This is a genomic window from Streptomyces sp. NPDC001920, from assembly GCF_053594495.1.
The window spans coordinates 71,163-97,993 of sequence record NZ_JBSFEP010000020.1 but is presented as its reverse complement, the minus strand read 5'-3'; the positions used below and the strand labels follow the sequence as shown (position 1 = coordinate 97,993).

At 71.5% G+C, this 26,831-nt stretch carries 30 protein-coding genes; 14 read left to right on the top strand and 16 right to left on the bottom strand.

Annotation, left to right across the window (positions count from 1 at the left end; all coding sequences use genetic code 11):
• Positions 1–224: 224 nt before the first annotated feature.
• From ACWCPI_RS30150 to ACWCPI_RS30140, 3 genes are all read left to right on the top strand, one after another.
• Complete coding sequence (locus ACWCPI_RS30150) at positions 225–1,271, top strand: iron ABC transporter substrate-binding protein (RefSeq protein WP_451041123.1); 1,047 nt, start codon at positions 225–227, stop codon at positions 1,269–1,271.
• 94 nt (positions 1,272–1,365) lie between these two features.
• Positions 1,366–2,964 carry an ABC transporter permease gene (locus ACWCPI_RS30145; RefSeq protein WP_451041122.1) on the top strand — a complete coding sequence of 533 codons (1,599 nt, stop codon included), beginning with the start codon at positions 1,366–1,368 and terminating at the stop codon, positions 2,962–2,964.
• Positions 2,961–4,031 carry an ABC transporter ATP-binding protein gene (locus tag ACWCPI_RS30140; RefSeq protein ID WP_451041121.1) on the top strand — a complete coding sequence of 357 codons (1,071 nt, stop codon included), beginning with the start codon at positions 2,961–2,963 and terminating at the stop codon, positions 4,029–4,031. The genes ACWCPI_RS30145 and ACWCPI_RS30140 overlap by 4 nt, the downstream gene beginning before the upstream one ends.
• An 86-nt stretch (positions 4,032–4,117) precedes the next feature.
• On the opposite strand, the gene ACWCPI_RS30135 is transcribed toward ACWCPI_RS30140, so the two are convergent.
• Genes ACWCPI_RS30135 through ACWCPI_RS30125 form a run of 3 tightly spaced genes read right to left on the bottom strand, consistent with a single transcriptional unit; the run spans position 4,118 to position 5,567 of the window.
• Complete coding sequence (locus ACWCPI_RS30135) at positions 4,118–4,396, bottom strand: hypothetical protein (RefSeq protein ID WP_451041120.1); 279 nt, start codon at positions 4,394–4,396, stop codon at positions 4,118–4,120.
• On the bottom strand, positions 4,390–5,226 hold the full coding sequence (locus ACWCPI_RS30130) for an HD domain-containing protein (RefSeq protein ID WP_451041119.1): 837 nt from the start codon (positions 5,224–5,226) through the stop codon (positions 4,390–4,392). Before ACWCPI_RS30130 ends, ACWCPI_RS30135 begins: the two co-directional genes overlap by 7 nt.
• Positions 5,223–5,567, bottom strand: coding sequence for a PadR family transcriptional regulator (locus tag ACWCPI_RS30125; protein WP_451041118.1), 345 nt, complete (start codon positions 5,565–5,567; stop codon positions 5,223–5,225). The genes ACWCPI_RS30130 and ACWCPI_RS30125 overlap by 4 nt, the downstream gene beginning before the upstream one ends.
• Positions 5,568–5,754: 187 nt before the next feature.
• Between ACWCPI_RS30125 and ACWCPI_RS30120 the strand changes: the two genes are divergently transcribed.
• Complete coding sequence (locus tag ACWCPI_RS30120; protein ID WP_451041117.1) at positions 5,755–6,834, top strand: barstar family protein; 1,080 nt, start codon at positions 5,755–5,757, stop codon at positions 6,832–6,834.
• A gap of 105 nt (positions 6,835–6,939) precedes the next feature.
• Here the strand turns inward: ACWCPI_RS30120 and ACWCPI_RS30115 are convergent, their stop codons facing one another.
• Entirely contained in the window at positions 6,940–7,359 is a 420-nt protein-coding gene (locus tag ACWCPI_RS30115; protein WP_451041116.1) for an arsenate reductase ArsC, read from the bottom strand.
• Between the two features lie 146 nt (positions 7,360–7,505).
• Between ACWCPI_RS30115 and ACWCPI_RS30110 the strand changes: the two genes are divergently transcribed.
• The 3 genes from ACWCPI_RS30110 to ACWCPI_RS30100 are packed head-to-tail and all read left to right on the top strand — an operon-like array spanning position 7,506 to position 9,000.
• Positions 7,506–7,820: an ArsR/SmtB family transcription factor gene (locus tag ACWCPI_RS30110; protein WP_451041115.1), complete on the top strand. Its 315-nt coding sequence runs from the start codon at positions 7,506–7,508 to the stop codon at positions 7,818–7,820.
• A 60-nt stretch (positions 7,821–7,880) separates the two neighbouring features.
• Positions 7,881–8,666: an aquaporin gene (locus ACWCPI_RS30105; protein ID WP_451041114.1), complete on the top strand. Its 786-nt coding sequence runs from the start codon at positions 7,881–7,883 to the stop codon at positions 8,664–8,666.
• Positions 8,605–9,000, top strand: a complete 396-nt coding sequence (locus ACWCPI_RS30100; protein WP_451041113.1) for a hypothetical protein — start codon at positions 8,605–8,607, stop codon at positions 8,998–9,000. Before ACWCPI_RS30105 ends, ACWCPI_RS30100 begins: the two co-directional genes overlap by 62 nt.
• A gap of 98 nt (positions 9,001–9,098) precedes the next feature.
• On the opposite strand, the gene ACWCPI_RS30095 is transcribed toward ACWCPI_RS30100, so the two are convergent.
• Positions 9,099–9,473 (bottom strand): ArsR/SmtB family transcription factor, encoded by a 375-nt coding sequence (locus ACWCPI_RS30095; RefSeq protein ID WP_451041112.1) that lies wholly within the window; start codon positions 9,471–9,473, stop codon positions 9,099–9,101.
• 437 nt (positions 9,474–9,910) lie between these two features.
• Between ACWCPI_RS30095 and ACWCPI_RS30090 the strand changes: the two genes are divergently transcribed.
• Positions 9,911–11,302 (top strand): NAD(P)-binding domain-containing protein, encoded by a 1,392-nt coding sequence (locus ACWCPI_RS30090; protein WP_451041111.1) that lies wholly within the window; start codon positions 9,911–9,913, stop codon positions 11,300–11,302.
• Between the two features lie 15 nt (positions 11,303–11,317).
• Here ACWCPI_RS30090 and ACWCPI_RS30085 read toward each other — a convergent pair whose 3' ends face one another.
• Together ACWCPI_RS30085 and ACWCPI_RS30080 are read right to left on the bottom strand one after the other, a co-directional pair.
• Complete coding sequence (locus ACWCPI_RS30085; protein ID WP_451041110.1) at positions 11,318–11,815, bottom strand: hypothetical protein; 498 nt, start codon at positions 11,813–11,815, stop codon at positions 11,318–11,320.
• A gap of 411 nt (positions 11,816–12,226) precedes the next feature.
• On the bottom strand, positions 12,227–12,631 hold the full coding sequence (locus ACWCPI_RS30080; protein WP_451041109.1) for an STAS domain-containing protein: 405 nt from the start codon (positions 12,629–12,631) through the stop codon (positions 12,227–12,229).
• Between the two features lie 107 nt (positions 12,632–12,738).
• Here ACWCPI_RS30080 and ACWCPI_RS30075 point away from each other — a divergent pair, with 107 nt between their 5' ends.
• Positions 12,739–13,068: a helix-turn-helix transcriptional regulator gene (locus ACWCPI_RS30075; RefSeq protein WP_451041108.1), complete on the top strand. Its 330-nt coding sequence runs from the start codon at positions 12,739–12,741 to the stop codon at positions 13,066–13,068.
• A gap of 78 nt (positions 13,069–13,146) precedes the next feature.
• Here the strand turns inward: ACWCPI_RS30075 and ACWCPI_RS30070 are convergent, their stop codons facing one another.
• Both ACWCPI_RS30070 and ACWCPI_RS30065 read right to left on the bottom strand, forming a co-directional pair.
• The gene (locus ACWCPI_RS30070; RefSeq protein ID WP_451041107.1) at positions 13,147–14,151 is read right to left on the bottom strand and encodes a HEAT repeat domain-containing protein; all 1,005 of its coding nucleotides are present in this window, start codon (positions 14,149–14,151) and stop codon (positions 13,147–13,149) included.
• 6 nt (positions 14,152–14,157) lie between these two features.
• Entirely contained in the window at positions 14,158–14,826 is a 669-nt protein-coding gene (locus ACWCPI_RS30065; protein ID WP_451041106.1) for a HEAT repeat domain-containing protein, read from the bottom strand.
• 222 nt (positions 14,827–15,048) lie between these two features.
• On the opposite strand from ACWCPI_RS30065, the gene ACWCPI_RS30060 reads away from it, so the two are divergent.
• Positions 15,049–15,252 carry a hypothetical protein gene (locus tag ACWCPI_RS30060; RefSeq protein ID WP_451041105.1) on the top strand — a complete coding sequence of 68 codons (204 nt, stop codon included), beginning with the start codon at positions 15,049–15,051 and terminating at the stop codon, positions 15,250–15,252.
• An 82-nt stretch (positions 15,253–15,334) separates the two neighbouring features.
• Here the strand turns inward: ACWCPI_RS30060 and ACWCPI_RS30055 are convergent, their stop codons facing one another.
• Both ACWCPI_RS30055 and ACWCPI_RS30050 read right to left on the bottom strand, forming a co-directional pair.
• Positions 15,335–16,711: a hypothetical protein gene (locus ACWCPI_RS30055; RefSeq protein WP_451041104.1), complete on the bottom strand. Its 1,377-nt coding sequence runs from the start codon at positions 16,709–16,711 to the stop codon at positions 15,335–15,337.
• An 82-nt stretch (positions 16,712–16,793) separates the two neighbouring features.
• Positions 16,794–17,264: a GtrA family protein gene (locus ACWCPI_RS30050; protein ID WP_451041103.1), complete on the bottom strand. Its 471-nt coding sequence runs from the start codon at positions 17,262–17,264 to the stop codon at positions 16,794–16,796.
• A gap of 93 nt (positions 17,265–17,357) precedes the next feature.
• Here ACWCPI_RS30050 and ACWCPI_RS30045 point away from each other — a divergent pair, with 93 nt between their 5' ends.
• Positions 17,358–18,356, top strand: a complete 999-nt coding sequence (locus ACWCPI_RS30045; protein WP_451041102.1) for a glycosyltransferase family 2 protein — start codon at positions 17,358–17,360, stop codon at positions 18,354–18,356.
• 60 nt (positions 18,357–18,416) lie between these two features.
• Here the strand turns inward: ACWCPI_RS30045 and ACWCPI_RS30040 are convergent, their stop codons facing one another.
• The 4 genes from ACWCPI_RS30040 to ACWCPI_RS30025 all read right to left on the bottom strand — a co-directional run bounded on the left by ACWCPI_RS30040 (position 18,417) and on the right by ACWCPI_RS30025 (position 22,001).
• Positions 18,417–19,280, bottom strand: a complete 864-nt coding sequence (locus tag ACWCPI_RS30040; protein WP_451041101.1) for an alpha/beta fold hydrolase — start codon at positions 19,278–19,280, stop codon at positions 18,417–18,419.
• 169 nt (positions 19,281–19,449) lie between these two features.
• Positions 19,450–19,851, bottom strand: a complete 402-nt coding sequence (locus ACWCPI_RS30035; protein WP_451041100.1) for a DUF3662 domain-containing protein — start codon at positions 19,849–19,851, stop codon at positions 19,450–19,452.
• Positions 19,852–20,043: 192 nt separating this feature from the next.
• Positions 20,044–21,384 (bottom strand): ferredoxin reductase family protein, encoded by a 1,341-nt coding sequence (locus tag ACWCPI_RS30030; RefSeq protein ID WP_451041099.1) that lies wholly within the window; start codon positions 21,382–21,384, stop codon positions 20,044–20,046.
• Between the two features lie 194 nt (positions 21,385–21,578).
• Complete coding sequence (locus ACWCPI_RS30025; protein WP_451041098.1) at positions 21,579–22,001, bottom strand: DUF6223 family protein; 423 nt, start codon at positions 21,999–22,001, stop codon at positions 21,579–21,581.
• A gap of 219 nt (positions 22,002–22,220) precedes the next feature.
• Here ACWCPI_RS30025 and ACWCPI_RS30020 point away from each other — a divergent pair, with 219 nt between their 5' ends.
• Both ACWCPI_RS30020 and ACWCPI_RS30015 read left to right on the top strand, forming a co-directional pair.
• Positions 22,221–23,348 carry a sensor histidine kinase gene (locus tag ACWCPI_RS30020; RefSeq protein WP_451041097.1) on the top strand — a complete coding sequence of 376 codons (1,128 nt, stop codon included), beginning with the start codon at positions 22,221–22,223 and terminating at the stop codon, positions 23,346–23,348.
• Positions 23,345–24,007: a response regulator gene (locus tag ACWCPI_RS30015; protein WP_451041096.1), complete on the top strand. Its 663-nt coding sequence runs from the start codon at positions 23,345–23,347 to the stop codon at positions 24,005–24,007. The genes ACWCPI_RS30020 and ACWCPI_RS30015 overlap by 4 nt, the downstream gene beginning before the upstream one ends.
• 94 nt (positions 24,008–24,101) lie before the next feature.
• Here the strand turns inward: ACWCPI_RS30015 and ACWCPI_RS30010 are convergent, their stop codons facing one another.
• Positions 24,102–25,478 carry a rhodanese-like domain-containing protein gene (locus tag ACWCPI_RS30010; RefSeq protein ID WP_451041182.1) on the bottom strand — a complete coding sequence of 459 codons (1,377 nt, stop codon included), beginning with the start codon at positions 25,476–25,478 and terminating at the stop codon, positions 24,102–24,104.
• Positions 25,479–25,967: 489 nt separating this feature from the next.
• On the opposite strand from ACWCPI_RS30010, the gene ACWCPI_RS30005 reads away from it, so the two are divergent.
• Complete coding sequence (locus tag ACWCPI_RS30005; RefSeq protein WP_451041095.1) at positions 25,968–26,831, top strand: endonuclease/exonuclease/phosphatase family protein; 864 nt, start codon at positions 25,968–25,970, stop codon at positions 26,829–26,831.

The following is a 26,831-nucleotide window of genomic DNA, read 5'->3' as shown; positions in this document are numbered from 1 at the left end:
CTTTCGGCACGGTGAGGGGGGCCGACAGAGGGCGAGAGGGGTCGATCACGGGCGCGTCACCTTTCTGCGGCAGCGTCCGCGAATAGCACAGTCCCTTGACGGTTAGGCAAGCTTTACCTTATTCATAGCATGTTCACAGTTGGCTTGAAAGCATCGCTTCGCCGCTCGCTGGCACGACGACGCGATCCGCGGCGTACGGCGAGCCACTCAGGAAGGCACACCACATGCGACGCCCCTCGGCTCGCCGGATCACCGCGCTCGTCGCGTCCGGCCTGCTCCTGCCCGTCCTTGCCGGCTGCGGTTCCGGCGACGACAAGGGCGGCTCCGCGGAGGGCGGCGACTCCGCCCTCGTCATCTACTCCGGGCGCAACGAGAAGCTGGTCAAGCCGATCCTCGACAAGCTGGAGAAGGCCGTCGGCACCGAGGTCGAGGTGCGCTACGGCGACAGCGCCGAACTGGCCGCGCAGATCCTGGAGGAGGGCGACCGCACCAAGGCCGGCCTGTTCTTCTCGCAGGACGCCGGTGCGCTCGGCGCCCTGTCCAAGGAGGGCGTGCTGGCGAAGCTGCCGCAGTCGAGTCTGGACGAGGTGGACGAGGCCTACCGTGGCGGGGCGGGCGACTGGGTGGGCCTGTCGGGGCGGGTGCGCGTCATCGCGTACAACCCGGACCAGGTCGCCGAGGCGAAGGTCCCCGACAGCGTGCACGACGTGGTGAAGCCCGACTGGAAGGGCAAGGTCGGCTTCGCGCCCACGAACGCCTCCTTCCAGGCGTTCGTCACCGGCATGCGCGTCCTGGACGGTGACGAGGCCACCCGCGAGTGGCTCCAGGGCCTGAAGGCCAACGGCAAGGTGTACACGAACAACCTCGCCACCCTGGACGCCGTCGAGTCCGGCGAGGTCTCCCTGGGCCTGGTCAACCACTACTACTGGTACGAGCGCGTCGCCGAGAAGGGCGAGGACAAGGTCGACGCCAAGCTCCACTTCCTGCCCGGCAAGGACCCCGGCGCGCTCATCAACGTCGCGGGCGTCGGCATCCTCAAGGACGGCGACCAGGCCGCGACCGCCCAGAAGGCCGTCGACTACCTGCTGTCGGAGGAGGCGCAGACCTACTTCGCCGACAAGACGAAGGAGTACCCGCTGGCCGCCGGTGTCACCAGCGACGTCGAGGGCCTGCCGCCGTTCGACTCCCTGCAGTCCCCGGACATCGACCTGGGCAAGCTCGAATCCCTCCAGGAGACGCTGGCCATGCTCCAGGACGTCGGGCTGGTCTGAGGACCTCCAGGCAAACGGAAATCCGAAGACCTCCAGGCAAACGGAAACATGAGACGGACGACCACGTGAGACCGACGGAAACCGTGAGACCGACGTGACCGCACCGGCATCCGGAGGCCGCCCGGCCGGAGCTCCCGCTCCCGCCGGGCGCCGGCCCGTCCGTACGAAGCGCGGGGCACCGCCCGCCGGCCGCAGAGCCCCGTGGGTCCTGCTCGTGCCCGCCTGCGTCGCCGCCCTGTTCGCGCTGTTGCCCCTCGGCTACCTCGCGGTCCGCGCCCTCGAACGCGGGCCGCGCTACGCCTGGGACGTCGTCGCCGACGAACGCACCCTTCAGCTCCTCACCCGCAGCCTCGGCCTGACCGCCGTCGTCGTGGCGGCCTGCCTGCTGCTCGGCGTTTCCCTGGCCTGGCTGACCGTACGCACCGCCCTGCCCGCGGCTCGCGCCTGGTCGGTACTGGTCACCCTGCCGCTCGCCGTGCCCAGTTACGTCGCCGCGTTCGCGTGGCTGGCCGCCGCACCGGGGACCGCCGGATTCGCGGGAGCCGCGCTCGCCCTGACCCTCGTCAGCTTCCCCTACGTCCAACTGCCGGTCGCCGCCGCGCTGCGCGGAATCGACCCGGCGCAGGAGGAGGCGGCGCGCTCCCTCGGACTCGGGCCGGTGCGCACCTTCCTGCGGGTGACGCTGCCCCAACTGCGTCCGGCCGCCGCGGGCGGGGCGCTGCTCGTCGCGCTGTACGTGCTGTCCGACTTCGGCGCCGTCTCATTGATGCGCTACGACACGTTCACCCGGGCCATCCACACCTCCTACCGCGCCTCGTTCGACCGCACCCCGGCAGCCGCCCTCAGCGTCGTGCTGGTGGTGATGACGGTGGCGCTGGTCGCCGCCGAGGCACGCACCCGGGGGCGCGCGGGCCATGCCAGGACCGGCGGCGGAACCGCCCGCCCGGCCGTCCCTGTGCCCTTGGGGCGCTGGCGGATCCCAGCCCTGGCCTGGTGCACCGCGTCGGTGGCCGCCTCCGTGGTGTTCCCGCTCGGCACCCTCGGCTACTGGCTGGCCGTCGGCAACTCGGCGACCTGGGACCTCGGCGCGCTCACGGAGGCCGCCTGGGCCACGCTCGGCGTCGCCGCCGCGGGAGCCGCCCTCACCACGCTGCTGGCGCTGCCCGTCGGGGTGATCGCCGCACGGTACCGGGGACGCGGGGCCCGGCTGCTGGAACAGGCCGCCTACGCCGGACACGCGTTGCCCGGCATCACCGTCGCGCTCTCCCTCGTCTTCTTCGCGGTGCGCTACGCCTATCCGCTCTACCAGCAACTCCCCCTGCTGATCTGCGCCTACGCCGTGCTGTTCCTGCCCGTCGCGGTCGCGGCGACCCGCGCCGCCGTACTGCAGGCGCCCCCTGTGCTGGAGGACGTGGCCCGTTCGCTGGGCCGCTCCCCCTTGCGTGTGCTGCGCGAGGTGACCGTGCCGCTGGCCGCGCCAGGTGTGGCGGCCGGCGCCGCGCTCACCTTCGTGGTCTGCATGAAGGAACTGCCCGCCACGCTGCTGCTGCGCCCCACCGGCATGGACACCCTGGCCACCCGGCTGTGGACCGAGACCGGAGCGGGCTCGTTCGCGGCCGCCGCCCCCTACGCCGTAGCCCTCATCCTCCTGGCCGCCGTCCCCTCCTACCTCCTGGGCAGGCACCGCACATGAACGAGCACCCCGACGAGCACTCCAACGAACTCCGCATCGAGCGGCTCACCAAGGCGTACGGTCCCGAAGCACCTGTTCTGCAGGGCGTGGACCTCACCGTGCCGGGCGGGGCACTGGCCGCCGTGCTCGGGCCCTCCGGCTGCGGGAAGACCACCCTGCTCCGCATCCTCGCCGGGTTCCTGCGCGCCGACGCGGGCACGGTCGCACTGGACGGCCGCACCCTCGCTGGCCCCGCCGTCCATCTGCCCCCGGAGCGGCGCCGCATCGGCATCGTGCCGCAGGAAGGCGCCCTCTTCCCCCACCTGAGCGTGGCCCGCAACGTGGCCTTCGGCATGAGGGGACTCGACCGCGGCGAGCGCCGCCGCAGGACGCAGGACATGCTCGACCTGGTGGGACTCGCCGGATACGGCGAGCGGATGCCGCACGAGCTGTCCGGCGGGCAACAGCAGCGCATCGCCCTGGCCCGGGCCCTTGCCCCCCGCCCCGCGCTCGTCCTCCTCGACGAACCGTTCAACGCCCTCGACAGCGCGCTGCGCGCCGGGGTCCGCGCCGACGTGCGCGCCGCGCTGCGCGCGACGGGTGCCACGGCCCTGCTGGTCACCCATGACCAACAGGAAGCCCTGTCCACCGCCGACCTCGTGGCCGTCGTACGGCAGGGCCGCATCGCCCAGTGCGACACCCCTCAGGACCTCTACCGACGCCCTGCCGACCCCTGGGTCGCCGGGTTCGTCGGCGACGCGGTCCTGGTGCCCGGGAAGGTGGGCGGCGACAGCAGCACCGCCATCACGCCGCTGGGAACCGTGGCACTGGCGGCGCCACGCCACGACCGGAGCGCGGGCACCGTCGTCCTGCGCCCCGAGCAACTGCAACTGACGTCCCCGGACGCGGAGCAGGGCGTGCGGGGCACCGTCACGGACGTGTTCTACTACGGCCACGACGCGAAGGTGACCGTCGCCGTCCAAGGTCTCGACGACCCGGTCGACGTTCGCGTCGTGGGCCCCCTGCGGGTCGGCCCCGGCCAGGAGGCCGCGATCCGGGTGACCGGCGAGGCGACACTGCACCCGTAGCCGCTGCCGCAGGCGACTCCGTCTCACGTCGCCGAGGGGCCGAGGCCGGGCAGCCACGGCTCAAGGCCGGGGCGGGCAGGGCCGTTTCAGCTGCCGTCGCGGGCCGGAGAGGGTGGAGCCTCAGGAGGCCGCACCGGCTCGTACCTGAGGGGACTGTCGGTTGCGGTGCGCCATGCCGCGATGAGCTGGCCCAGTCGACGGGCTGGTGTCTCGCTCGGAACGAACAGGACGACGGCAAGCAGGACGAGAGCGCCTGCCGTGAGCACCCCGGTCGTCCAGGCGGGCAGACCTCCGCGTGCCATGGCGACCGCGAAAGCGGCCGCCGCCCCCAGCACACCGCCCAGGCGGGCGGCGGTGCTCACCATCGCCGCTCCCGGAAAGCAGGGCGGCGCAGTGTCAGGGACAGCCTGGGCGTGCCGAGCAGGATGCGGCAGGTGAAGCGGGCGCGGGCACGGCGGTCGGGGAGGGTGGCGAGTTCGGCGTGCCATTCCTCCTGCCATCGTGCTCGATGCGCAGCGGGCAGCAGCAGGGTCAGCGCGGTCAGCACGCGTGTGGCGGCGGCCAGGGCGGAGGTCCTGGGGCGGAGGACGGCCGCGGAGAGGTCGTGCAGTTCACGGCCCACCTCGGTCAGGCCGGCCGCACGGGCCAAGGGCGCGAGTACGTCGATGGTTTCGCGCGCTCGGCCGTACTGCCTGGCGGGGGCCAGGAACGCGATGGTACGCATGTTGTGCAGCCGGTCGGCTAGGCGTATGGCCAACACGGCCTCGTCCCGGGTCGGTCGGACGGTGGGGCTCGCCTTGGTGAAGGTGAGGCCGCTCAGTGGGATCCTGCCGAGTTCGGCGGTGCGGACGGCTGAGATCAGATCGGCGATCTCCTGCCCGAAGAGTTCGGTGACACGGTTCGGCGGGCAGGCAGTGTCGTTGATGTCGTGCAGCAGTGCCGCGCAGATCACGGACGGCGGCATGCCGACCTCGGCGACGATGGCGGCGACGGCGACGCAGTGACTGAGGACGGTGTCTCCGCTGCGGCGGGTTTGGCCCTCGTGCCATACGGCGGCCTCGTCGTGGGCGCGCCGGATGAGCGAGGAACCGGCGTCCGAGTGGCGCGCCCTCGCAACGGACAGCAGGCCGTCGAGGGTTGCGGTGGCGGGACGGCGCTTGCTTGCTCGCCGCGTCGACCGGCGCGGGGCGTTCATGACACTCCCCCGTCAGCGGCCGGGCGGGCGGCCCACCCCGGCAGGGGCTGTTTGCGGGCACGGTAGGCCCGGGCGAGAGCGTCGCGGGCCTGCTCTGCGCCGTCCTCGGTGATCCGGTAGAAGCGTCGGCGCGGACGGCCCGCTTCCTCGTGCACGGAAGGGTCTTCCCAGGTGCTGTCCACCCAGCCGACCTGTTCCAGGCGGGCGAGGATCGGATAGATCGTGCCCGACGGCAATCCCGCCAGGTCGCACAGCTCAAGGCCGTAGCGGTGCCTGGCGGGGTCCTCCAGCAGGGCCCGCAGGACCAGTTGGGTCTGCAGGGTCATACGCAAGGTACCCATACTCGTACTCTACATAGACTATATACAGCCTGTCTAGAGGAAGCAACGGCCCTCAGCCGCACCCGAGTTGCGCCCCCACACTCGACCGCGTGAGGTCGCCCCACATCCGCCGGAGCAGGTCGCCGCAGGTGTCGGGGGCCGGGGAAAATACGGCGCGGTCCGCTCACGGTCCGGGCATGATGCCCCCGTGCATGAGGACAGGGGCCGCCGCGGACAGGGGCGTTACCGGCTGACGGACGCGGACACCGGCCGTGTCTGGGGTGTCTGCGCCGAGGTGGAGGGGCTGTTCGCAGAGCCCCGGCGTGGGACGTACGAATTGTTCGGCTGGGTTCCGCAGGGAGCCGAGGTCCGCGGCTGGGTCGGCGTCCGGGTGTGGCTGGTGCCGGAAGACAGAAGGCTCGACGCCTGGCTCCTGGAGGACGCGCAGTGCGTCGGATCGTACGCGCCGGACGGCCTGGTCCTCACGGGCCTGGACGACTACGAGGGCCCGCCCGAAGCGCACTCGGGTCCTGTCCGACTGCACGACGGGTACCGGTGGTTGGGTTCCTGCCGGGAGTTCACCCGCATCCTGCCACCCGACCTCCCGGAGCCCTCGCTCGTCCTGCGGGGGCTCGCCCCGCATGATCCGCTTGTACGGGCGAGGCGGGCGAGCAACCGGCGCATTCTGCACCTCGACGAGGTGCGCCTGGAGATACGGGACGACCGCGGCGAACCGCTCACCGACCGACCGTTGTGGCCCAAGGTCCGCGCCTGCAAGCCCTCCTCGTTCGGTACGGACCTGGTCGACCTGGAACTCGACGGAGGGCTCGAACCCGTACCGACCCACGCCCGCCGGGTCTGGGAGCGCGGGCTGGCCGGCCCTCCGGACGCCCCCGGCGAGTGGACCGGTCTCGACACCCGACAGCGCGAGGCCTGGCTGGACCTCGTCCGCGAACGGGGCTGCCGGCTCCGGCACCGGGGCCGGCCGGCCGGGCAGGCATACGAACTGGACGGTCGCTACATCACCGACGAACCGGCGCTCCATCTGGCACTCGGTGAAGCCGTCAACGGGCCCGGCGGCTACTTCGGCGGCTGCCTGGACGCTGTCGCGGACTGCCTGCGCGGCGGCTTCGGCCACACCGCGCCGGCAAGCCTGCTCTGGCGGGATGCCGCGACCGCACGCGAGCACCTCTCCCGCGTCCTGGCACCGGAGGGCGAGCCGTACGACCTGGTCGCCACGGTGATCGAGATCCTGACCGAGGGCGGGATGCGCGTCACCCTCGCGTGAAGCGGTGCCCGAGACACCGCGGGCTTCACGGCCGGGCCCGTCGCTTCCCGCGGCGGCGAGCACAGCCGTGCGACGCGTCCGGGACGGCGGCGCTCAGCTCTCGGGTCACGCCTCCCGCTCGGAGTCGATCTCCGCGATCAGGGCCTCGATGCGGGTCCTGATCGCGTCGCGAATGGGGCGGACGGCCTCCACTCCCTTGCCGGCCGGGTCCTCCAGGGCCCAGTCGAGGTAGCGCTTGCCGGGGAAGATCGGGCAGGCGTCACCGCAGCCCATGGTGATGACGTAGTCGGACGCCTGGACGGCCTCGGTGGTGAGGATCTTCGGCTGCGCCGCTGAGATGTCGACGCCGACCTCCTTCATGGCCTCGACCGCCGCCGGGTTGACCTGGTCGCCCGGGACGGAGCCGGCGGAGCGGACCTCGATCCGGTCGCCCGCGAGGTGGGAGAGGAATCCGGCAGCCATCTGCGAACGGCCGGCGTTGTGGACACAGACGAACAGCACGGAGGCGAGCGGGCTGGAGGACATCGGTTCTTCCTTCGTCGGGCGGAACGGGAGGGGTGACGCGGTCAGGGACGCCCTCCGGGTGACGGGTTGCCGTGGAGGCGAAGACGCGGTTCCAAGGGGTCGGCCCAGGCTGGTATCAGCCCGGAGTGATGTGACAGTATCAGCCCATGCTGACGTCAGTCGACACTGATCTGATGCGGGTTCTCGCGGACCCGCTCCGCCTGCGGATCGTCTCCCTGCTCGCCGAGGAGACGCTCTGCACCACGCACCTGACCGAGGAGACGGGGGCCAGACAGACCAACCTCTCCAACCATCTGAAGGTGCTGCGCGAGGCGGGCGTCGTGGAGACGGAGCCCTGCGGCCGGTTCACCTACTACCGGCTCAGGCCCGACGTCATCGCCTCGCTCGCCGGTCAGTTGGCCGAACTGGCGCAGACCGCGCGCGCAACCGCCGAGAACAACGTCAAGCGGTCCTGTCCCTGACCCCCGGCACCCGTCCTCGCCGCGCCCCGTACGCCATCCCGAACACACCGAGGAGTGCTCTTGAGCACCACCGAGACCACCGAGCACGACGGAGCAGCCGGGGACGCCGCGGCTCCCGCCGCTGAACCGCAGCCCGCCCCCGGTGCCACCCCGCCCGTGGCACCGCCGCTGATCTCCAAGGCCGCCGCCGAACTGGTCGGCACGGCGGCGCTCGTCGCGGTCGTGGTCGGTTCCGGCATCCAGGCCACCGAACTGACCGAGGACGTCGGCCTCCAGCTGCTGGCCAACTCCATGGCCACCGTCTTCGGCCTCGGCGTCCTGATCGCCCTGCTCGGCCCCGTCTCCGGTGCGCACTTCAACCCTGCCGTCACCGCGGCCGAGTGGTGGACCGCCCGGCGCGGTGGCGCCGGTGTCTCGTCGCGGGAAGCGGCCGTCTACGTCCCGGCCCAGGTGGTCGGTGCGATTGCGGGCGCGGTGCTGGCGGACGCGATGTTCGGTGAGCCGCTGGTGAAGTGGTCCACCCACGACCGGTCGGCGGGCCACCTGCTGCTCGGCGAGGTCGTGGCGACGGCCGGTCTGATCCTGCTGATCTTCGGCCTGGCCAGGACCGACAGGCTGCGGTTCGCACCCGTGGCTGTCGCCTCGTACATCGGCGCGGCCTACTGGTTCACCTCGTCCACGTCCTTCGCCAACCCGGCGGTGACGATCGGTCGCGCCTTCACCGACACCTTCGCGGGCATCGCGCCCGGATCGGTCGCCGGGTTCGTCGGCATGCAACTGGTCGGTGCGGCGGTCGGGCTGGCCCTGGTGGCGCTCATCTTCATGCCCGGCCGGGAAACCGCCTGACGGCATCCTCCCCCGGTACCGACCCCGCCCCCGACCCCCGACGCGGCTCGGTCACGGTGGCGCTCCAGGTGGTGGTGACCGGCGGCCACCGGGCTCACCGCCGGCCACCACCTGCGTCGCCCACGCCCCGGGACGCGGGCACTTCGGCGGGCAGCCGCTGCACACGGCGAGGTACCGGCGCCCGCGAGACTTCGCCGGACGCCGTGTGATCGTGGCCGGCGGCGGCACCCCCGGTGCCGGGATCGCCGCCGACCTCGGTACGACACCGAACTGGCCTGGGCCACCCAGCACCCGCCCCGCTTCCTCGCCGACGGCCTCGACGGCCGCGCGCTGATCGACGCGGCCACCGCCGGCCGCCGGGCTCTCGACGAAGCACGCCCCGGCGCCGGTGGGGTCGTCCACTCGGGCACATCGTCGCCGTCGAGGGCCCGGTCAGGCGGCGGTCGTCGCGGTACCCAGCAGCTGGCCCATGGCGGTCAGCACGGACGGCTCGACCCGGTAGTACACCCAGGTGCCGCGCCGCTCGGAGGTCAGCAGTCCGGCCTCCTTGAGCTTCTTCAGGTGGTGGGAGACGGTCGGCTGCGAGACGCCGACGTCGGAGATGTCGCACACGCACGCCTCGCCGCCCTCGTGCGAGGCCACCGCGGAGAACAGCCGCAGCCGCACCGGGTCGCCCAGCGCCTTGAACATCCGCGCGGCCGTCTCCGCCTCCTCCGCGGTGAACGGACGCTCGGTCAGCGGCGGGCAGCACGCCGCCGCGCCCTGGCCGGCGGTTTCGAGCAGGGGCAGCACCTTGCCATTCGACATGCATCTATGTTGACATACGTCGAACCAGGGGGGCGAGGGGGCCCGCATCCCGGCCGGACAGCCGGGTGGCGGCGACACGGGCCCCACCCCGGCCCCCGCGCCCCCGCGCCCCCGCGCCCCCGCGAGTGGAACGACAGAACGCGCCGCCGACGCGAAGACATCGAGGCCGGTCGGCCTCCACGGCAGCCCGACGAACGAACGAGGCCCGGGCCGCCGCGCGCGGCACCCCTTCTCACGCCCGCCCCCGCCAGGAGCGCCTCGACCCGGCCCACCCCGGACACCGTGGCCAGACCTGCCTCGGGCCGGGCAAGGCGATGCCGGCAGCACGCGAGCGAGACCCGGAATTCGATACATGTCTATGTTGACGACTATCGAATCAGATGCCATGCTGATCCGCACAAGCCATCGACAAACGTCGAAACACGCTAGGAGTCGCCGTGAACGCGCCCGTCATGGAGCTGCCCGTCATCGTGATCGGGGCCGGCCCCGCCGGTCTGGCCGCCGCCGCCCACCTCACGGGTCGCGGGCTCACCCCGCTCGTTCTCGAAGCCGGCCCGGCCGCCGGTGCGGCAGTGCGCGAGTGGTCACACGTCCGACTGTTCTCCACCTGGGGCGAACTGATCGACCCCGCGGCCGAGAAGCTCCTCGCCCCCACCGGCTGGATCAAGCCGGACACGTCGGCCTACCCCTCCGGCGGCGACTGGGCCGAGCAGTACCTGCAGCCGCTCGCCGACGCCCTCGGCGACACCGTCCGCACCGGCGCCCGGGTCACCGGTGTCTCCCGCGCGGGCCGCGACCGCATCGTCGACGCCGACCGTGAGAGCCAGCCGTTCGTCGTCCACGTCGCCCACGCCGACGGCCGCCACGAGCGGCTGTTCGCCCGTGCGGTCATCGACGCCTCCGGCACCTGGACCACCCCTGGCCCCGCCGGCGGCAGCGGGCTCCCCGCCCTCGGAGAGCACGCCGCGGCCGACCGGATCACCTACCGCGTCCCGGACTTCAAGGACCCGGCCGTACGCGCCCGGTACGCGGGAAGGCGCACCGCCGTGATCGGCTCCGGCGCCTCCGCCTTCACCGCGCTGGCTCACCTCGCCGAGCTGGCCGAGGCCGACGACGGGGAGGGCACGCGGGTGCTGTGGGTCCTGCGCCGCGGCATCTCCGGCTCCACCTTCGGCGGCGGCGAAGCCGACCAGCTCCCCGCACGCGGCGCGCTCGGACTCGCGGCGAAGGCCGCCGTCGACGCGGGCCACGCGGACGCGGTCACCGGCTTCCGGACCGAGGCGATCGAACGGGACGCCGAAGGCCGCCTGGTCCTGACCGCCGAGGACGGCCGCCGTCTCGACGCGGTCGACGAGGTGGTCGTACTCACCGGGTTCCGCCCGGATCTCTCCTTTCTCTCCGAGATCCGCCTCGGTCTGGACGAGCGCCTCCAGGCCCCGCTCGCGCTCGCCCCTCTGATCGACCCCAACCAGCACTCCTGCGGATCGGTCCAGCCCCACGGCCACCGCGAACTCGCCCACCCCGAGCAGGGCGTCTACCTCGTCGGCATGAAGTCCTACGGCCGCGCCCCCACCTTCCTGGCGATGACCGGATACGAGCAGGCCCGCTCCGTCGTCGCCGCCCTCGCCGGCGACCTGCAGGCCGCCGACCGCGTCGAACTCACCCTGCCCGAAACCGGGGTATGCGGCGGTGCCGGGCTGTTCGACGCCCCGGAGAGCGAGCAGACGGGAGGCGGCTGCTGCGCCCCGGCACCGCAGGCGATCCGGCTCGGCGCACCCGCCACGGCCGCCGCCGGCGCGGAGGCAGCGGGCGGCGGCTGCGGCTCCTGAGCACGCACCGGCGGATCAGCCTCTGCGTCCCTGGGGCCAGGGGTAGCCGAGTTGCCGGGCGAACTCCGGTGCGCCGCCGCAGACTTCCGCCGTCCGGCGCGGGTCGCCCGCCGTGAGCCGCTCCGCGAGCCGCTCGGCCTGGTCCGCCGGTGCGTCACCGGAGACGGCCACAGGCATGCGGAACTGGAGCCATGGACGGTCTTCCCTGATGGCGGAACGGCCTGGATGGAAGAAGAAGAGATTGATCCGCTCCGGTTCCCAGAGCCAAGCGGACACACCTGCCAGTTCGCATTCCCAGCGCTCCAGCCAGGCGGTGCGCTGCCGAAGCTCGCCCTCAAGGAGTCGGGCCACGGTCCGAGCCGGCCACTCCCAGGAATGATCAGACGTCGCTCGCTCCACCTCTGCTCCGTATTGCCGGGCGTCGAATCTGAACTCCGGGAGATCGACCTCGGGTTCGTCGGGGTTGCGCCATGAGCCCCAGACCACCTGGTCGCCGTCACGACGGATCGTCACATAGAGGGCTCCGCAGCACCGTTCGGTGCACCCGGCCTCGGCCAGGCGGACCTCGCGCGGTTCCCTGTCGGCTCCCAGCGGACCGTTCGGGATCAGGAGGCGACGGGGGTCCTCCCCGGGGCCTTCGTCGAAGGCTTCGGCCACTATGTCCCGCCCATCGACAACAGGACGGACCTCCACCACGTCCCCACGCGACGGCAGCTCCGGAACCACGACGTGAAGGGAGAGAGTCTGCAGGTCAGGTATCACGGGACGATACTCGGTCAGGGCAGGTGTCGCTGTCACCCGCTTTCCAGCCGGTCACCGCACGGACGGAGTTCGTCAGCGGCCTTGCCCGGCCCTGCCTCGCCCACGACACCCCGGGCAGCGCCCCGTTCCGCACCCCCTACCGGGTCCGGCGTCCCGGGCGCCTCAGGCGACGGCAGCCTCGTCCACCGAGCCGCGTAGCTCCAGGAGCATGTCGGCCCCGGTGATCTCACAGAGCCGCCGAAGTTGTGGTGACGGGGCGGCCACGCGCAGGGTGCCCACCTGGTGGGTGCGGATGAGCAGATTCAGCAGCGTCGAGTCCCCGAAGACGACGCCGGAGGCGTCCAGAACCACCTTCGCGTGCTTCCTGACGGCGGTCTCCAGCGCGTCCGCCAACGGGGCGATCGAGTCCATGTCGTACTCGCCGTGGGCGGCCACGACCCAGGCTCCGCGCCATTCGTACTGCAACACGCCATCGCCCGCCGAGGCAGACGCACCGGCCTGCTCCGGCAACGGCCTCCCACCGGTGTTGCTCATGAACGTCGACTTGACGGCCTCGTCCCAGGGCACCTTCGGGCTCCTTCTGCGGCTCCCCCAGCGGGAGCACGTCATTGATTGCCTGAAAAGTATGTCATGTATCTGGGTTCAGGCAACGGTGCCCCCTTAAGATGCGGAACATGGTTGGAGTGCCCGAATCTCATACCGGATGGACGTTCATCACCAGCCACGCGCGTGTACTGGCGGCCATCGCCGACAAGCCGAACGTCCGCATCCGTGACATCGCCGCCCGTTGCAGGCTCACCGAGCGCGCCGTAGCGCGGATCATCTCCGATCTTGAGCAGGACGGTTATCTCTCCCGCACCAGGGACGGACGCACCAACACCTACCGCATCGAGCCGGACAAGGTCCTGCGCCACCCGGCCGAAGCCGGCCTCACCGTGGCCTCCCTGCTCTCCCTGCTCGTACGGGATGAGACCGAACGCATGGCGGAGCCGATCGCTCGCTAGCGGTGTCCGGTAGGTGCCGTACCCCCAGGCGCGCGACGCGCCGCTCGGCCGGCCGCGCGGCCGGCTCCCCGGGGGCGGTCAGCGCTCGTTGCGCAGTTCGAGAACGTACCTCGCCGTGAGCGCGACGGCAGGATCCTCGTCATGGGACAGATCCGCGAGGGCGCGTGTCGTGGCGCCGCACGGGATGTCCGCGAGCGCCTCCGTGAGCCGTCGCCGTGCGGACGATCCGACGGTGTCGCGGTCGAGGCAGTCGACGAGCCCGGTGGCGATCCGATCCGTCAAGGCGGGATCGCCGGCCAACGCGGTCAGCGCGTCCGTCGCGTCGGCGTCGTTCGTCTCCTGGACGACCATCTCGATGAGCGTCGGTACCGCCTCAGCCTCGCCACGCGTACCGAGCGCCAGAGCCGCACACCTGCGGACTGTGCCGTCGGGGTGGGTGAGGGCGCCCCGAAGCAGCGCGGTGGCCCCACCGTTCGGAATCTTGGCGACGGACTGGACGGCACGCAGCCGCACCTCGGCCACCGGTGAGTCGAGGCCCTCCGCCAGGAGTGCCAATCCGTCCTCTCCCGATCGCGCCAGTGCCCAGCGCAGGGCTCCGGCGACGTTCGGGTCCGTCTCGCTCAGTACCGCCTCGACCAGGGCCTCCACCGGCACCGAATCCTTCCCGGTGGAGGACAGAGCCGCGCGCTGGCGCCTGCCCGGGCTCTGCGACCCCAGGGCCTGGAGGAGCGCCACCACGTCCAGGACCTCCTCCCAGCGGGAGGGTTCCGCGGCACCGATCCGCGTCAGTCGCGTGAGCAGCTCCGTCTCGCTCGCGATGCGTTCGCGCGTCCGGCGGATGAGGTCGTCGACGAGTGCCGAGGGCTCGAAGCCGGGTTCGTCCAGCGCGCGCCCGATCTCGCGCAGCGACAGCCCCAGTGACCGCAGACTCTCGACATGGAAGATGCGCCGGATGTCCTCGCTGGAGTACTCGCGATAGCCGGCCTCGGTACGCCCGGTCGGCCGCACCAGGCCGAGCGTGTCGTAGTGCCTGAGCATGCGGGCGCTGACCCCGGATCGTCGGGCCACATCACCGATCAACACTGCCTGTCACTCCTCCTGGCCGGTCGTACCGAGGACCAGGGTGCGCTTGGCTTCCTCGATCGCGAAGTCGAATCCCGCTTCGGGGTCCCGCAACAGCCGTTCCGTGGCGTGCGCGTGCTGCCGTACACGAGGGTCGGAGTGCGCCATCGCGGCGTGCAGGGTCGGCATGATCACCTCACCCAGCGCGGTCAGCGCCCGGCTCAGACTCAGCCGCATCTCCCGTTCACCCCGCCCCAGCTGCGTCGCCAGCACCCGGGCGAGCTCCGGTTCTTCACCTTCGGGCACGAGCACGACCGCTGCGCGCCAGGCGCTGCGCGCCGCCTCGTCGTCGGTGTCGGTCAGCAGCGCCCGTGTGATCGCCGGCCATGCCCGCCGATCGCCGATCTTGGACAGCGTGTGCAACGCCTGGCTTCGTGCCTGCGCGCGTTCCGAGCGGAGTTCGTCGACGAGCCGTGGAACCGTCGTCGACGGCGAGTGGCGTGTCAGTGCCCACGTCAGCATTTCACGTACGTGGAACTCGGGCTCGACCGCGCAACGCTCGACGAGTGCGTCGACGCACCGCCGGTCCGGGGCCGTGCCCACCGCCAGAGCCGCCTTCAGCCGCACCGAGGAGCTGCCGTGCTCCAGCCCTTGGAGAGCTCGCACCAGGTTCGTGTCGTCATTCAGCATGGTCATCGGGACCACCTCCTGGCCGCAGTGAAGACCTTGTCACCGTGTCAAGGTCAAGGCGCGGTCACGCCGTGCGCGTCGAGAACCCCCCTGGTGCGGGTGTCGGTGATCCGGGCCGCGCGCGGGGTGTCCGGGCGTACGGCCGTCACGACCCCTTCACATCCTGCGGGCGATGACCCCAATCGTGGCGGGCACCCGGCGGGTGTCCACGGTGGGGAGGGGCTGCTGGTGATCATCGTTGCTGTTCTGCTGCTGCCGGTCCTCGGGCTGCTGCTGTACGGGATGGATCGTGTGGAGGACTGGGTGTTCGGCGAGCCGCGTGCGGCACGCCACGCCGGGCGCCGTCATCTGCGTCTGGTCCACTCCACGAAGCGTTCGTCCGTCGACCGCCGTCCGAGCGCGCGGCGCGGGAGGCACCGCAACGCCGCGTGACGCCGTTGCCCTGACCGGTCGGCACGTGAGCCGCCCGCTGCGGACGCCGGTCCGGCCGTGCGGCCGGCGCTGATTCGCGCGGCTACGGCGACGCCGGCGGCCGGCGCTTGACGGGGAACGCCTCGGATCGCTCTCGGCCGACGTGAACCCGCTCTCCCCCGGCACCGGCCGGAGCGGTGTCGTCTCGGCCCGTCCACAGAAGGACGAGACCGAGTGTGCAGGCAAGGGCCGGCCAGTAGACGTAGCGGTAGTTCGTCGCCGGCACGATGAACAGGTAGCCGAGCACGTAGGCCGCGGAGCTGATGCCCAGCGCCCGGATCGGCAGGTGGAAGACCCCCCGTCCAGGACGGACGGCGAGCACGAGCGCGACCGCGAGCCAGAACCATCCCCGGAAGAGCGGTCGCAGATCCTCGACGACGCCGCTGACGTAAGCGTCCAGCGTGTCTTCCAGCCAGGGGTGGGTCACCTCGATCCCCAGGTCGTTGGAACTGACCCCCGGGTGGTACGGGTAGCCGGTCTCGAAGAGCAGGGCCGCGAAGAGCCGCAGCCGGTACTGGAGATACTCGGGGGCGTGTCCGCTCATCTCGCGCAGCCACAGGGACCTGATGCGGTCCGAGTCCTCGGTCAGGCCCGCGGCCGGGCGTTCGTAGCAGGCCCAGTAGGCGTCCGACAGGGTCCCGGTGCGCTCGCACTTCTGCGCTGCCGCCACGAGGCGGTCCCGCAGATCCCGTGGCACGTCCGCCGAGCGCAGTTCCTCAGCGGTCAGCACGTGCACCAGGTCGTCGATCATGATCTGTGCGGCCTGCTTGGTCTGCACGGGCCGCGCGAACCAGGAGATGGCGACGGCGGGCAGGACGACACCGGCCACGAGTGCCGCCGTGCACGTGGCCCATGTGCGGCGCCCGGGTGCCTGCCACAGCGCGCGGACGAGCAGGACGAACACCGGAATCGCCGCGAAGAACGCGTTCTTGCGCACGAGTACGGCGTAGGCGAGGAAGAGCACGCCCAGCCAGAGCAGAACCCAGCGCAGCGCGCCGGGAGGACGGCTGTCCCGCAGTCGCAGCCCGACCAAGGCCACCGCGCAGGCGGCGAGCAGCGCGACGGCCACATGGACGTCCTTCCAGACCACTCCGACGAACGTCAGGACCGGGGGTGTCAGACCGAGGGCGAGGACGGCGAGCGAACCGCCGCGTCGTGCGGTCATCGCCCACACGCACCAGGCCACCACCCACAGCGCCGCCCAGAAGAGGGCCGACTGCAGGACGGCCATGGAGGCGGACGTACCGGTGACCGCGATGAGCGCACGCCACACCAGGCTCAGCACGGGGGGGTGCCAGTCGGTCAGTGGCCTTCTGCCCATGGCCTGACGGAGTTGGTCGATGCTGTCGGGACTCATGTACCCGGGGGCGAAGACGACGGTGGTGGCCAGCCAGCACGACGCGGCAAGCGCGGCCAGCACCCAAACCCAGCGCCTTTCAATCCGGTTTAATGCATTTTGTCCCATATGGCGGATGCTAGCAGTGCCGACCGGACCGTCCGGATCAGGGCGCCACGAAGACATAACGCCGGTAGGCGAAGAACCGGAACAGGGTGGCGAGGGCCCAACCGGAGAGGCGGGCGGTGTTGTCGCTGAGCGCCGAGTCCAGCCCGAGCAGATGCCGTGAGGCGAAGACCGTGCCTGCCGTGATGACGACGCCGACCACGTTCGCGCACAGGAACAGGGCCAGTTCCTGCCCCACCTTCTCGCGATGACGGTGACGATAGGTCCAGTAGCGGTTCCCCACCCAGCCGGCGAACGTCGCGGCAGCCGTCGCGATGAGCGACGCCTGGACGGGGGCGGCCCACATCACCCCACCCTCAGTGCCGCCGGGGAGACCGAAGACCAGCAGGTTGTAGCCACCGTGGTCGACGACGAAGGCCAGGAGCCCGACCACTCCGAATTTGGCGGCCTCGCGCCAGATGTCCCGGACGGCCTCACGCACACGCAGCGTCATGGATCTGAGGACGGGCACACCGCGAGAGTAACGACACGGCGCGCCCCCACCGCCCAGACGCGCTCATATCGCATTATTTCCTCTTGCATCCGGCGCCGGTTCGGGTAAGGAGTGGCCGTGGAACCCACCATCGCGTGCGTCGTGCCGTGCCACAACGAGGAGGCGGCTGTCGGCAAAGTGGTCCGCAGCCTGAGGGCGGCCCTCCCCGAGGCCGACATCTACGTGTACGACAACGCCTCGACCGACCGCACGGTGGAGGCCGCCCGCGAGGCGGGTGCGATCGTCCGGGAAGAGCCGCGCAAGGGGAAGGGCAATGTCATCCGGCGGGCCTTCGCCGATGTCGACGCCGACGTCCTGCTGATCATCGACGGTGACGACACCTATGACGCCTCCCGGGCCCGTGACATGGTGGACCTGCTCTTCGAGGGGCCCTACGACCAGGTGGTGGGCGCCCGCCGCGAGACGGTCAGTACCGCGTACCGGACCGGCCACGCCACCGGCAACAGGCTGCTGACGGGCGCGGTGCGCTTCCTGTTCGGCAATGACGTGACCGACATGCTCAGCGGCTACCGGGTCTTCTCGCGACGCTTCGTCAAATCCTTCCCCGCGCTGGCCCGTGAGTTCGAGACCGAGACCGAGATGACCATCCACGCCCTCCATCTGCGCCTGCCCACGGCGGAGCTGGTGGTGGACTACCGCGTCAGGCCCGCCGGAAGCGAGAGCAAGCTGCGCACCTGGCGGGACGGCTGGCGCATTCTGCGGGCCATTCTGGATCTCGCCCGGCGCGAGCGCCCCTCGCTCGTCCACACCGTGCTCGCAGGCCTCCTGGCCTTCGTCTCGGTCGTCCTCGGGACCCCCGTCATCGCCGAGTTCGTCCGAACCGGCACGGTGCCGCGCATCCCCACGGCGATCCTCGCGGCCGCGATCATGACGATCGCGACGCTGGTCCTGCTCGTGGGGTACATCCTCGAATCACTCATGCACATGCGTCAGGAGCAGTCGAGGCTCGCGCATCTCGCCTACGCGGCACCGGTCCGCGCCCCGCGCCCCACCGGACAGCAGGCCGGCACCGACCCCGTGCCCGCACGGACCACTCCCGGCAGCCCCTGACGGCACACACCGCGAACACCCCCGGAAGACCGCCGGAGGTGCTCCGAGTCGGACCGGTGATCAGTCGGTGCGGACCGTGAGCGCGGCGAGCTCCCCCAGGACGCGGGCCGCCGGCGCCGGATCGACCAACCACTTCAGGTGGCTGCCTTCCAGGGTACGGACGTCGTACGGGTTGTCCGGCGTCAGCGCGTTCCCCTCGCGGATCAGTCGGTCCTGCAGGGCGAGCGGCAGACTGGCGTCGCCGGTCAGACGCACGTACGTCTTCGGGACACGGCCCCAGCTCGCGGCCTGCGCCCGGTCGGCGGACGTGCCGACGTCCAGGTTCTCGTCGGGCTGGAAGGTGTTCAGGAAGGTCAGGAACTCGTCGTCGGTGCCGTCCGCGAGGAAGGCCGCCTTGAACGCCGCGAGGGCACCGGGGTCCGAGGTGCGGAAGTTGACCCGCAGCAGGCCGAGTTCGGCCGGGTTCCCGACCATCGCCAGACCCAGCGAAGCGGCGTCGACCGTGGCCATCTCCGGCTCGGCGTAGTAGTCGTTGACGTCCAGCTCGACCGGGCACCATGCCGCGACGTAGACGATGCGGTCGATCAGGTCCGGCCGGGCGTTGGCCGCGGCGGTGGCGGTGACACCGCCGCGACTGTGCGAGACCAGGATGACAGGCCCGTTCTCCTTGGCCCGCTCCAGGATGCCGATCAGATGTGCGACGTTGTCGGCAAGCGTGACACCCTTGATCGAGCCGGGTGCGGCCGCGAGCCCTTCGAGATCCTGCGGCGCCTGATAGGCACGCAGGTAGGTCGCCCCGAAACCGTGGCCTGGCAGGTCGACAGCGACGGAACGGTGTCCGAGAAGGCCGAGTTCGGCTTGGAGTGGCGCGAACGAGAAGGAGTTCGCGAACGCTCCGTGAACCAGTACGAACGTCGGCTGCATCTGTCCACTCACCTTCTGGCCTCCGCCCACCAAGGCGGCACGCGCACGAGGGTTCGCCCCGCGACTTGACGAACGGATGTCCGATATCAACGAGGGACACTACGCAGCCGAAGATCATCCGCGCAACCGGTACGAGGCGTTCCACCCGGTCGCGCCCGGCGAAGTCCGTTCAGTCGCGCGGGGGCTGGAAACCGTCGGCGCTGACATGAGGCATCACCGTGCTCGTCACGCGATATCGGCCGTTGGGGACGTCGCTTGACTTGGTGACATGGACGGCCAACGGCCCCGCCCATTCGTAACCCCGGCGCTCTCCGTACTGTGCCAGCCTGTCGGTGAGGACCTGCCCCACCTCGCCCTTGCGGGGGGCCAGTTCGTCGTGGACGTGTTCGGCGAGTTCCACCTCGTACGCGTTCGGTACCACGACCCGGGTCTGGCTGCACACCACGGCGTTGCTGTCGCATTCACGCCGCAGCGCGTCCACCAGCTCGATCGGTTCCCTGTGGAAGATCTGCGCCAGAAGCGCCCCCTCGGCGCGCTCAAGGGCCCGCTCCCATCCGGTGAGCGTGCTCATATGCTCTCCCTCACTCCTTCCTCGTCATCACGACCGTGCCGGCTCTTGCGACGGCACGCGCTGCACCCGGAGCCGTCCGGTACGCCGCCGCGCGGGCGCCGCCGGCCGACTCCATCCGCCGGGTGTCCGTAAGGGTGTGCATCATGGCCCGTCCGGCGTGAAGGTCCGGTGAACCCGCACGGCGCGCCGCGGTCAGGCCATGCTGAACTTCTCGGCGTGCACCTGCCGCGCGGGGACCCGGAGATCGCGTAGACCACCGAGCACGGCCTCGGTCATGGCGGGCGGACCGCAGACGTACACGTCGCGTTCGATGATGTCGGGCACCAGCCGGTGCAGGCTGCTCGGGGCGAACGGGGCGACGCCGTACTCGCCGGTCGGGCCGGTGAGCAGGTGCAACCGTCCGCCCCGCAGCGCGACGAGGTCACGCACCTCGTCCAGCAGCACGGCGTCCGCTTCGCTGCGGACCCGGTACAGCACGACGACATCGCCGCTGGTCCGTTCCTCCAACAGGGCCCGCACCGGCGTGATCCCCACCCCGCCGGCGATCAGCAGGGCTCCGGGCCGCGTACGGTGCAACGAGGTGAACGCCCCGTACGGGCCCTCGACGAAGACGCGGCTGCCCACCGGGACGCCGCGCAGGCCGGCGCTGGTGCGGCCCACCGCCTTCGCCGTCAGACGCAGTCCCTGACCGTCCGGCGCCGCCGACAGGGAGAAGGGGTTGGCCAGCCACCAGTGGTGGTGCCCGGGGAACCGCCAGATGCAGAACTGGCCTGCCCGAGCGGGGAGTTTGTCGAGATGGCGACCGGTCACGTACACGGAGACCACGTTCTCGGACTCCGGTACCACGGCCGCGACGCGGAAACGGTGATAGGCGTTGCGCCACAGCGGCAGGGCAAGACGCCCGGTCAGCAGCGCGCCGAAGGCGAACACCCACAGGATCCACCAGTAGGCCGTGGCGGGAGCGGAGGACGTGAAGGTCGTCGTCTCCAGCAACTGGTGGACGAACGACAGGCCCAGGGCGATGTAGAGCAACAGGTGCAGACCGTGCCAGACCTCGTACCGCAGCCGCCGCCGCAGCGCCCGGGTGGAGAGCACGGCGATCACGACGATCACGGCCGCGGCGAGCATGCCCAGCAGGGAGGCCGGCACACCGCTCAGGGCGACGAACGTCCTCCCCATGGACGTGTCGTCGAGTGTCGCGTAGCCGAGCACCACCGACGTCGCATGGGTGAGGACGGTCCACAGCAGGAGGAAGCCGACCCAGCGATGCCACACCGTGAGCCGGTCCATCCCGATGCGGCGGTCCAGCCACGGCAGCCGGGCCACCAGCAGCAGTTGGAACACCATCAGCAGGGCCGCGTGCACGCCGAAGAACCTGGCGACCGTGAGCACCTGGTTCTTGCCCGCATCGGCGCTGAGGAACAGTGCCTCGACCACCACCACGTTGGCGATGACGAAGGCCCACACCGCCCGGCGCGCCGCAGCCACCGGAAGCACGGTGCCCGTGCGCACCGCATTACTCGCCGTCGTCATGGGTTGCCCACCAATCTCCCGCCGATGGCTCTGCGTCGGAGCAGCCTCCCGCCATGCGTGCTCCGGCGGCAACCCGTCCGATGGCGTAGCCGGGAGCACTCACTCGAACACGCGCCCCGCAACGGGCACGTCGAGTGGGTCGCCGAGCCGGGCTCTCCGCCCGGTTCTGCCGGGGCCACGGGCGTCCGTGAAGGTCAGCCGGTTCGGCGGGAACGAGTCAGGGCCAGCCCTCCGAGGGCCGTACCGATCAGCCCCGTCAGCATGGCCACGTAGGCACCGCCCAGCCCGTTGCCCGTGCCGAGACCTCCGTCGGCGGTGGCCGCGACCAAGCCGCCGAGAGCGATACCGACCAGCCCCGTCACGATGGCCAGCACGCCGCCGAGTGGTCCGTTGCCGGTGCCGAGGCGCCCGGACGGGCGGGCGAGTGCCAGCCAGGCCACAAGCACACCGGCGAGCCCCGACATGGCGCCCGCCACGGTCCCCGCTCGCCCGACGCCGAACTCGTAGGCACCGGCCGCGACGGGGTGGGCCGAAGCCTGTGCGGCCGCCGGTGCGGCGAGAACGATGCCGGCGAGCAGGGCGAACGCGGCGGCGGAGAGCAGACGACGAGCAGACATCGAAGGGTTCCTTCTCTTCCTGCGACTGGGTGTCAGCCGAGCATGTCCGCCGGGCCCACCCCAAGTCGTCCGGCGAACGCGGGCACTTCGCGCTGCCGCCGATCCCGCATCGGGCTGCCGCGCACGCCGCACGGGCCCCGCAGGTACTGCGTACGCGGTAGTGGGCCCCTCCCCCGCGAGGCCGACTCGCCCGAGACGGCGGCCGGTTAGGGTGCGCGCATGAGTGCAGGGGATACCGATGGCCGGGCCCGCGTCGCAGACCGGGTCATCGCTGTCGGTGTGGCGGTGGCGCTGCTGGTGACCGGGCTGTCCGGGCAGCGTTCCACCGCGAGTTCGGACGTGCTCGGGTACGCGCTGCTGACGGCCGGCGGGCTGGCGCTGGTCGCGCGCCGCCGGGCTCCGGTCGCCGTCCTGGCCGTCACCGGGGTGTGTGCGGTGGGGTACCAGGCGGCCGGATTCGATGTGCCTGCCGTGGCCTACCTGTTCGCCGTGTACGCGGCCATGCGGGCGGGACACCGCCTCGTCACGGTGGCCGCGAGCGTGGCCATGCTGACGGCTCTGCCCGTCGCGGCCCTGGTCTCGGGCCCGAACAGCACGAGCGAGGCGTTCACTCAGGCCCGTGGCGCCCTCGAAATCGCCTGGCTGGTCGCGGCAGGCGCGGCAGGTGAGGCGCTGCGGCAGGCCGAACGGCGGGCGGACGAGGCCGAACGCACCCGCGAGGAAACCGCGCGACGTCGTGCCGACGAGGAACGGCTGCGCATCGCACGGGAGTTGCACGATTCGCTCACTCACCAGATCTCGGTCATCAAGGTGCAGGCGGAAGCCGCCGTGCATGTGGCCCGCCGACGTGGCGAGGAGGTGCCCCAGGCGCTGCTGGCCATCCAGGAGGCCGGGCGGGAAGCGACCCGTGAACTGCGCGCGACGCTGGAGGCGCTGCGCGACGACGACACGGCTCCGCCCCGTGGCCTCGACGACGTCCCGGATCTGGTGGAACGGGCCCGCACCTCCGGTCTGGACGCGACACTGACCATCGAGGGGCAACGGCAGCACGTGCCGGCGGCGGTGGCCCGGACCGTCTACCGGATCGTCCAGGAGTCCCTCACCAACATCACCCGTCACGCGGACGCGAGCACGGCGTCGGTGCGGATCGACTGTCGTGCGGACGCACTCGCCGTACGCATCGACGACGACGGCAGAGCGACGCCGGGCACCACCACGTCACCGGGCCTCGGCCTGCTCGGCATGCGCGAACGCGTCACCGCCCTCGGGGGCCGGCTGCGCGCACAACCGCGCGGCGAGGGCGGCTTCACCGTCCGAGCCGAACTCCCCGTGGACCGGACGCCATGATCCGTGTCCTGCTCGTCGACGACCAGCCGCTCATCCGCAGCGGATTCCGCGCCCTCCTCGACCTGGAGGACGACATCGAGGTGGTGGCCGAGGCCGCCGACGGCGAGGAGGGCCTGGACCTGGCCCGGGAGCACCTGCCCGATGTCGCCCTGATCGACATCCAGATGCCGATCCTCGACGGCATCGAGGCGACCCGTCGCATCGCCGCCGACCCGGCGCTGTCCCAGGTGCACGTCGTCATCCTGACCAACTACGGCCTGGACGAGTACGTCTTCGACGCGCTGCGCGCCGGCGCCGCCGGGTTCCTCGTCAAGGACGTCCTGCCGGAGGACTTCCTGCACTCCATACATGTGGCAGCGCGCGGCGACGCCCTGCTGGCCCCGTCCATCACGCGCAAGCTCATCCACCGGTACGTCACCCAACCGCTCCCCGCCGGCAGCACGAAGGCGCTGGGAGAACTCACCGGTCGCGAACGCGAGGCGGTCGTCCTCGTCGCCCAGGGCCTGTCCAACGACGACATCGCCGGCCGCATGGTGATCAGCCCGATGACGGCCAAGACCCACATCAACCGGGCCATGACCAAGTTGCACGTGCGCGACCGGGCCCAGCTCGTCGTCCTGGCCTATGAATCCGGCCTGGTCACCCCGCACAGCTGCTGACACAGGGCGCCGGCGCGTGCCCGGCCTCCCACGGGGCCGCGGCGCAGGAGCGAGAGCATGGCGCGATCTGCGGGCCCGGGGGCGGGCAGGTCGTTCAGCGGATGGTGTCGGGGCGGGTGAGAGTGAGGCCGGCGTCGGCGGCCGCGGCGATGCCGTCGTCGACGGCGACCACGTCACGGCCGGCCGCGTCGAGGAGGGAGGCGGCGATCGCCGCACGCATCCCGCCGGCGCAGTGCACCCACACCACCCCGTCCGGGACGTCGTCGAGACGGCCGTACAGCTGGTGGATCGGGATGTGCACCGAGCCGTCGACATAGCCGTCCGCACGCTCGGAGTCCCGGCGCACGTCCAGCAGCACCACCCGCTCGCCCCTCTCGCGCGCTTCGGCGAGGTCGGCGAAGCGGGCACGCGGGAAGGAAGCGAGCTGCTCGTCGGAGCGGATCCAGGTCGTGGGGTCGCCGGTGGCCGCGGCGGCCGGGCGGTCGATGCCCACCCGCACCAGTTCCCGCTGGGCGTCCGCGACCTGTTCGGGGGTGCCGGCGAGCAGGGTGACCGGCTTGCCCCAAGGGATCAGCCAGGCGAGGTAGGTGGCGAGTTTGCCCTCGCCCTCGAAGTTGAAGGCCCCGGCCACATGTCCCTGGGCGAACGCGACCCGGTTGCGTACGTCCACCACCCACTCCCCCGCCGCCAGCCGGGCGGCGATCTCCTCGGCGTCCGCGGCCTCGGGTGAGGTGAGGTCCACGGGTGCGGGGCCCCCGGCGTTGACCGGGCCTATGTGGGCGTAGTAAGCGGGCACGTCGTCCAGTCCGGCGAGCATCCGGGCGACGAAGGTGTCGACGTCCTGGGTCAACGCGTCGTTGGTCCGGCGCTCCTTGCCGATGGTGGTCGTGTCCCCCGTGGCCTGGGCGGATGTGCAGAAGCTGCCGAAGCCGTGGGTGGGCAGCACCTGCACCTCGTCGTCCAGCTCGTCGGCCAGGCGGCGGGCGGAGGCGTGCTGGTCGCGGGCCAGCCGCTCGGTCAGCCGCGGCTCGACCAGGTCCGGCCGCCCCACGGTGCCGATCAGCAGCGAGCCGCCGGTGAACACCGCCACCGCCTGCCCGTCCCGCTGAAGCGCGTAGGAGGTGTGGTGCGGAGTGTGGCCCGGCGTCGCCATCGCCCGCAGCTCCAAGCCCTCGTCCACGGGGAACATGTCGCCGTCGGTGACGGGGGTGCGGGCGTAGGCGACCGACGCGGCGGCAGGCACCAGGTAGCGGGCCCCGGTCACCCGGGCCAGCTCCAGGCCGCCGGTGACGTAGTCGTTGTGCACGTGGGTCTCGGCGACGAGGGCGATCCGCACTCCCCGTCGGGCCGCGGCGGCGATGACCTGGTCGACGTCGCGCGGCGGGTCGATGACGACCGCCGCCCTGACGCCGCCGGCCAGGTAGCTGCGGTTGCCCAGTCCCTCGAACTCCAAGGTGTCGACGGAGAACACGATCACGACTCCTCTTGGACGGTGCACCCGGGGGTCTCTGTGGTCCACCCATTTTCAGTAATACCCCCAGGGGTATCTTGGTGGGCAGGCTCCGCCCGGCTCCCTCGCCGGGCTCCGTCTCCGCGCCGCCCGCTGCGACGGGTACCCGGTCCTGTCCTGAGAACCGGACATCGGCGCACACAGTGGCCGCACGTCTGCTCGTACGCTCACGAGTACCCCGGTGCGCAGCCTCGCTGAGACCTGGAGCGAGGCGCACAAGTGGACACCTGCGCGTAGCCCTGCCGTACCCGGCAACCCGTGCGAACCCCGCCTTTCGCCCCCGTGCTCGCCACCGCGACGGCCGGGCCGGTCCGCGTCGCCCTCCACTGTCCGCCGACACCGGCCCGGGGCGGTGCATCGCAGCGCCTTCAGCCCCATGGGGCCGGGCGCACCGGCACGCGTCGCTCACAGCCTCGTCCCATAACCTCATGCAGGAGGACATCGGATGCCATGGATGTCCACGGTGAGGAGGGGACAGTGCTCGGAAGAAGCACACGGCTGCTCGCGGCCGCCTTGACCGCGGCCTTCGTGATGCTGGTCGGCCCCAGTGCGCCGAGCGGTGCCCTCGCCGCCAGGTCACAGCCCGTCGAATCCGCCCGGGATGTCGTCGCGAACCGGGTCATGACCTGGAACATCTGCAATCCCTGCGACACGAGCAACGTCGACCGCGCAGCGCAGATCGCCGCGTACGCGCCCCAGGTCATCGGTCTGCAAGAAGCGTGCGTGCGTGACGTGGAGAGGATCCGGGACTATCTGGAGCACCTCCACGGGCTGGTCTACCACGTCGAGTACGGGACGGTTCTGCAGAGTTGGAGCCGCTGCGGAGGAGCGCCGTGGAGCCCGGGGGGATTCGGCCAGGCCCTCCTCTCGGCGGCACCGATGACGGACCCCCTCAACGTGGAATACCCCGACGGCGGATCCGAGGACCGCGGTTACACGGCGGTCACCACGACCGTGGGCGGTCAGACCGTACGGGTCTTCAACACGCACCTCGCGCAACGCCGTCAGGAGGCGGTCCGAGCGCACCAGACCGGCGTCCTGGCCGCGGACGTCGCCGGGCACGACCGCGCGATCGTCCTCGGCGACTTCAACGCCGTTCCGGAGGCGCCCGAACTCAGCAGGATGTGGGCACTGGCCGCGGACACGGACGGCCGGTGTCATCCCCTGCCCACCGGCACCTGCAAGGCGACGACCGACTGGCACAGCAAGTTCGACTACGTCTTCCTGCGCGGCATCGTCCCGCTCGGACACCACGTACGCCCGACCCCGTACTCGGATCACCACCTGCTCGTCACCGACCTGGACCTCACCTGA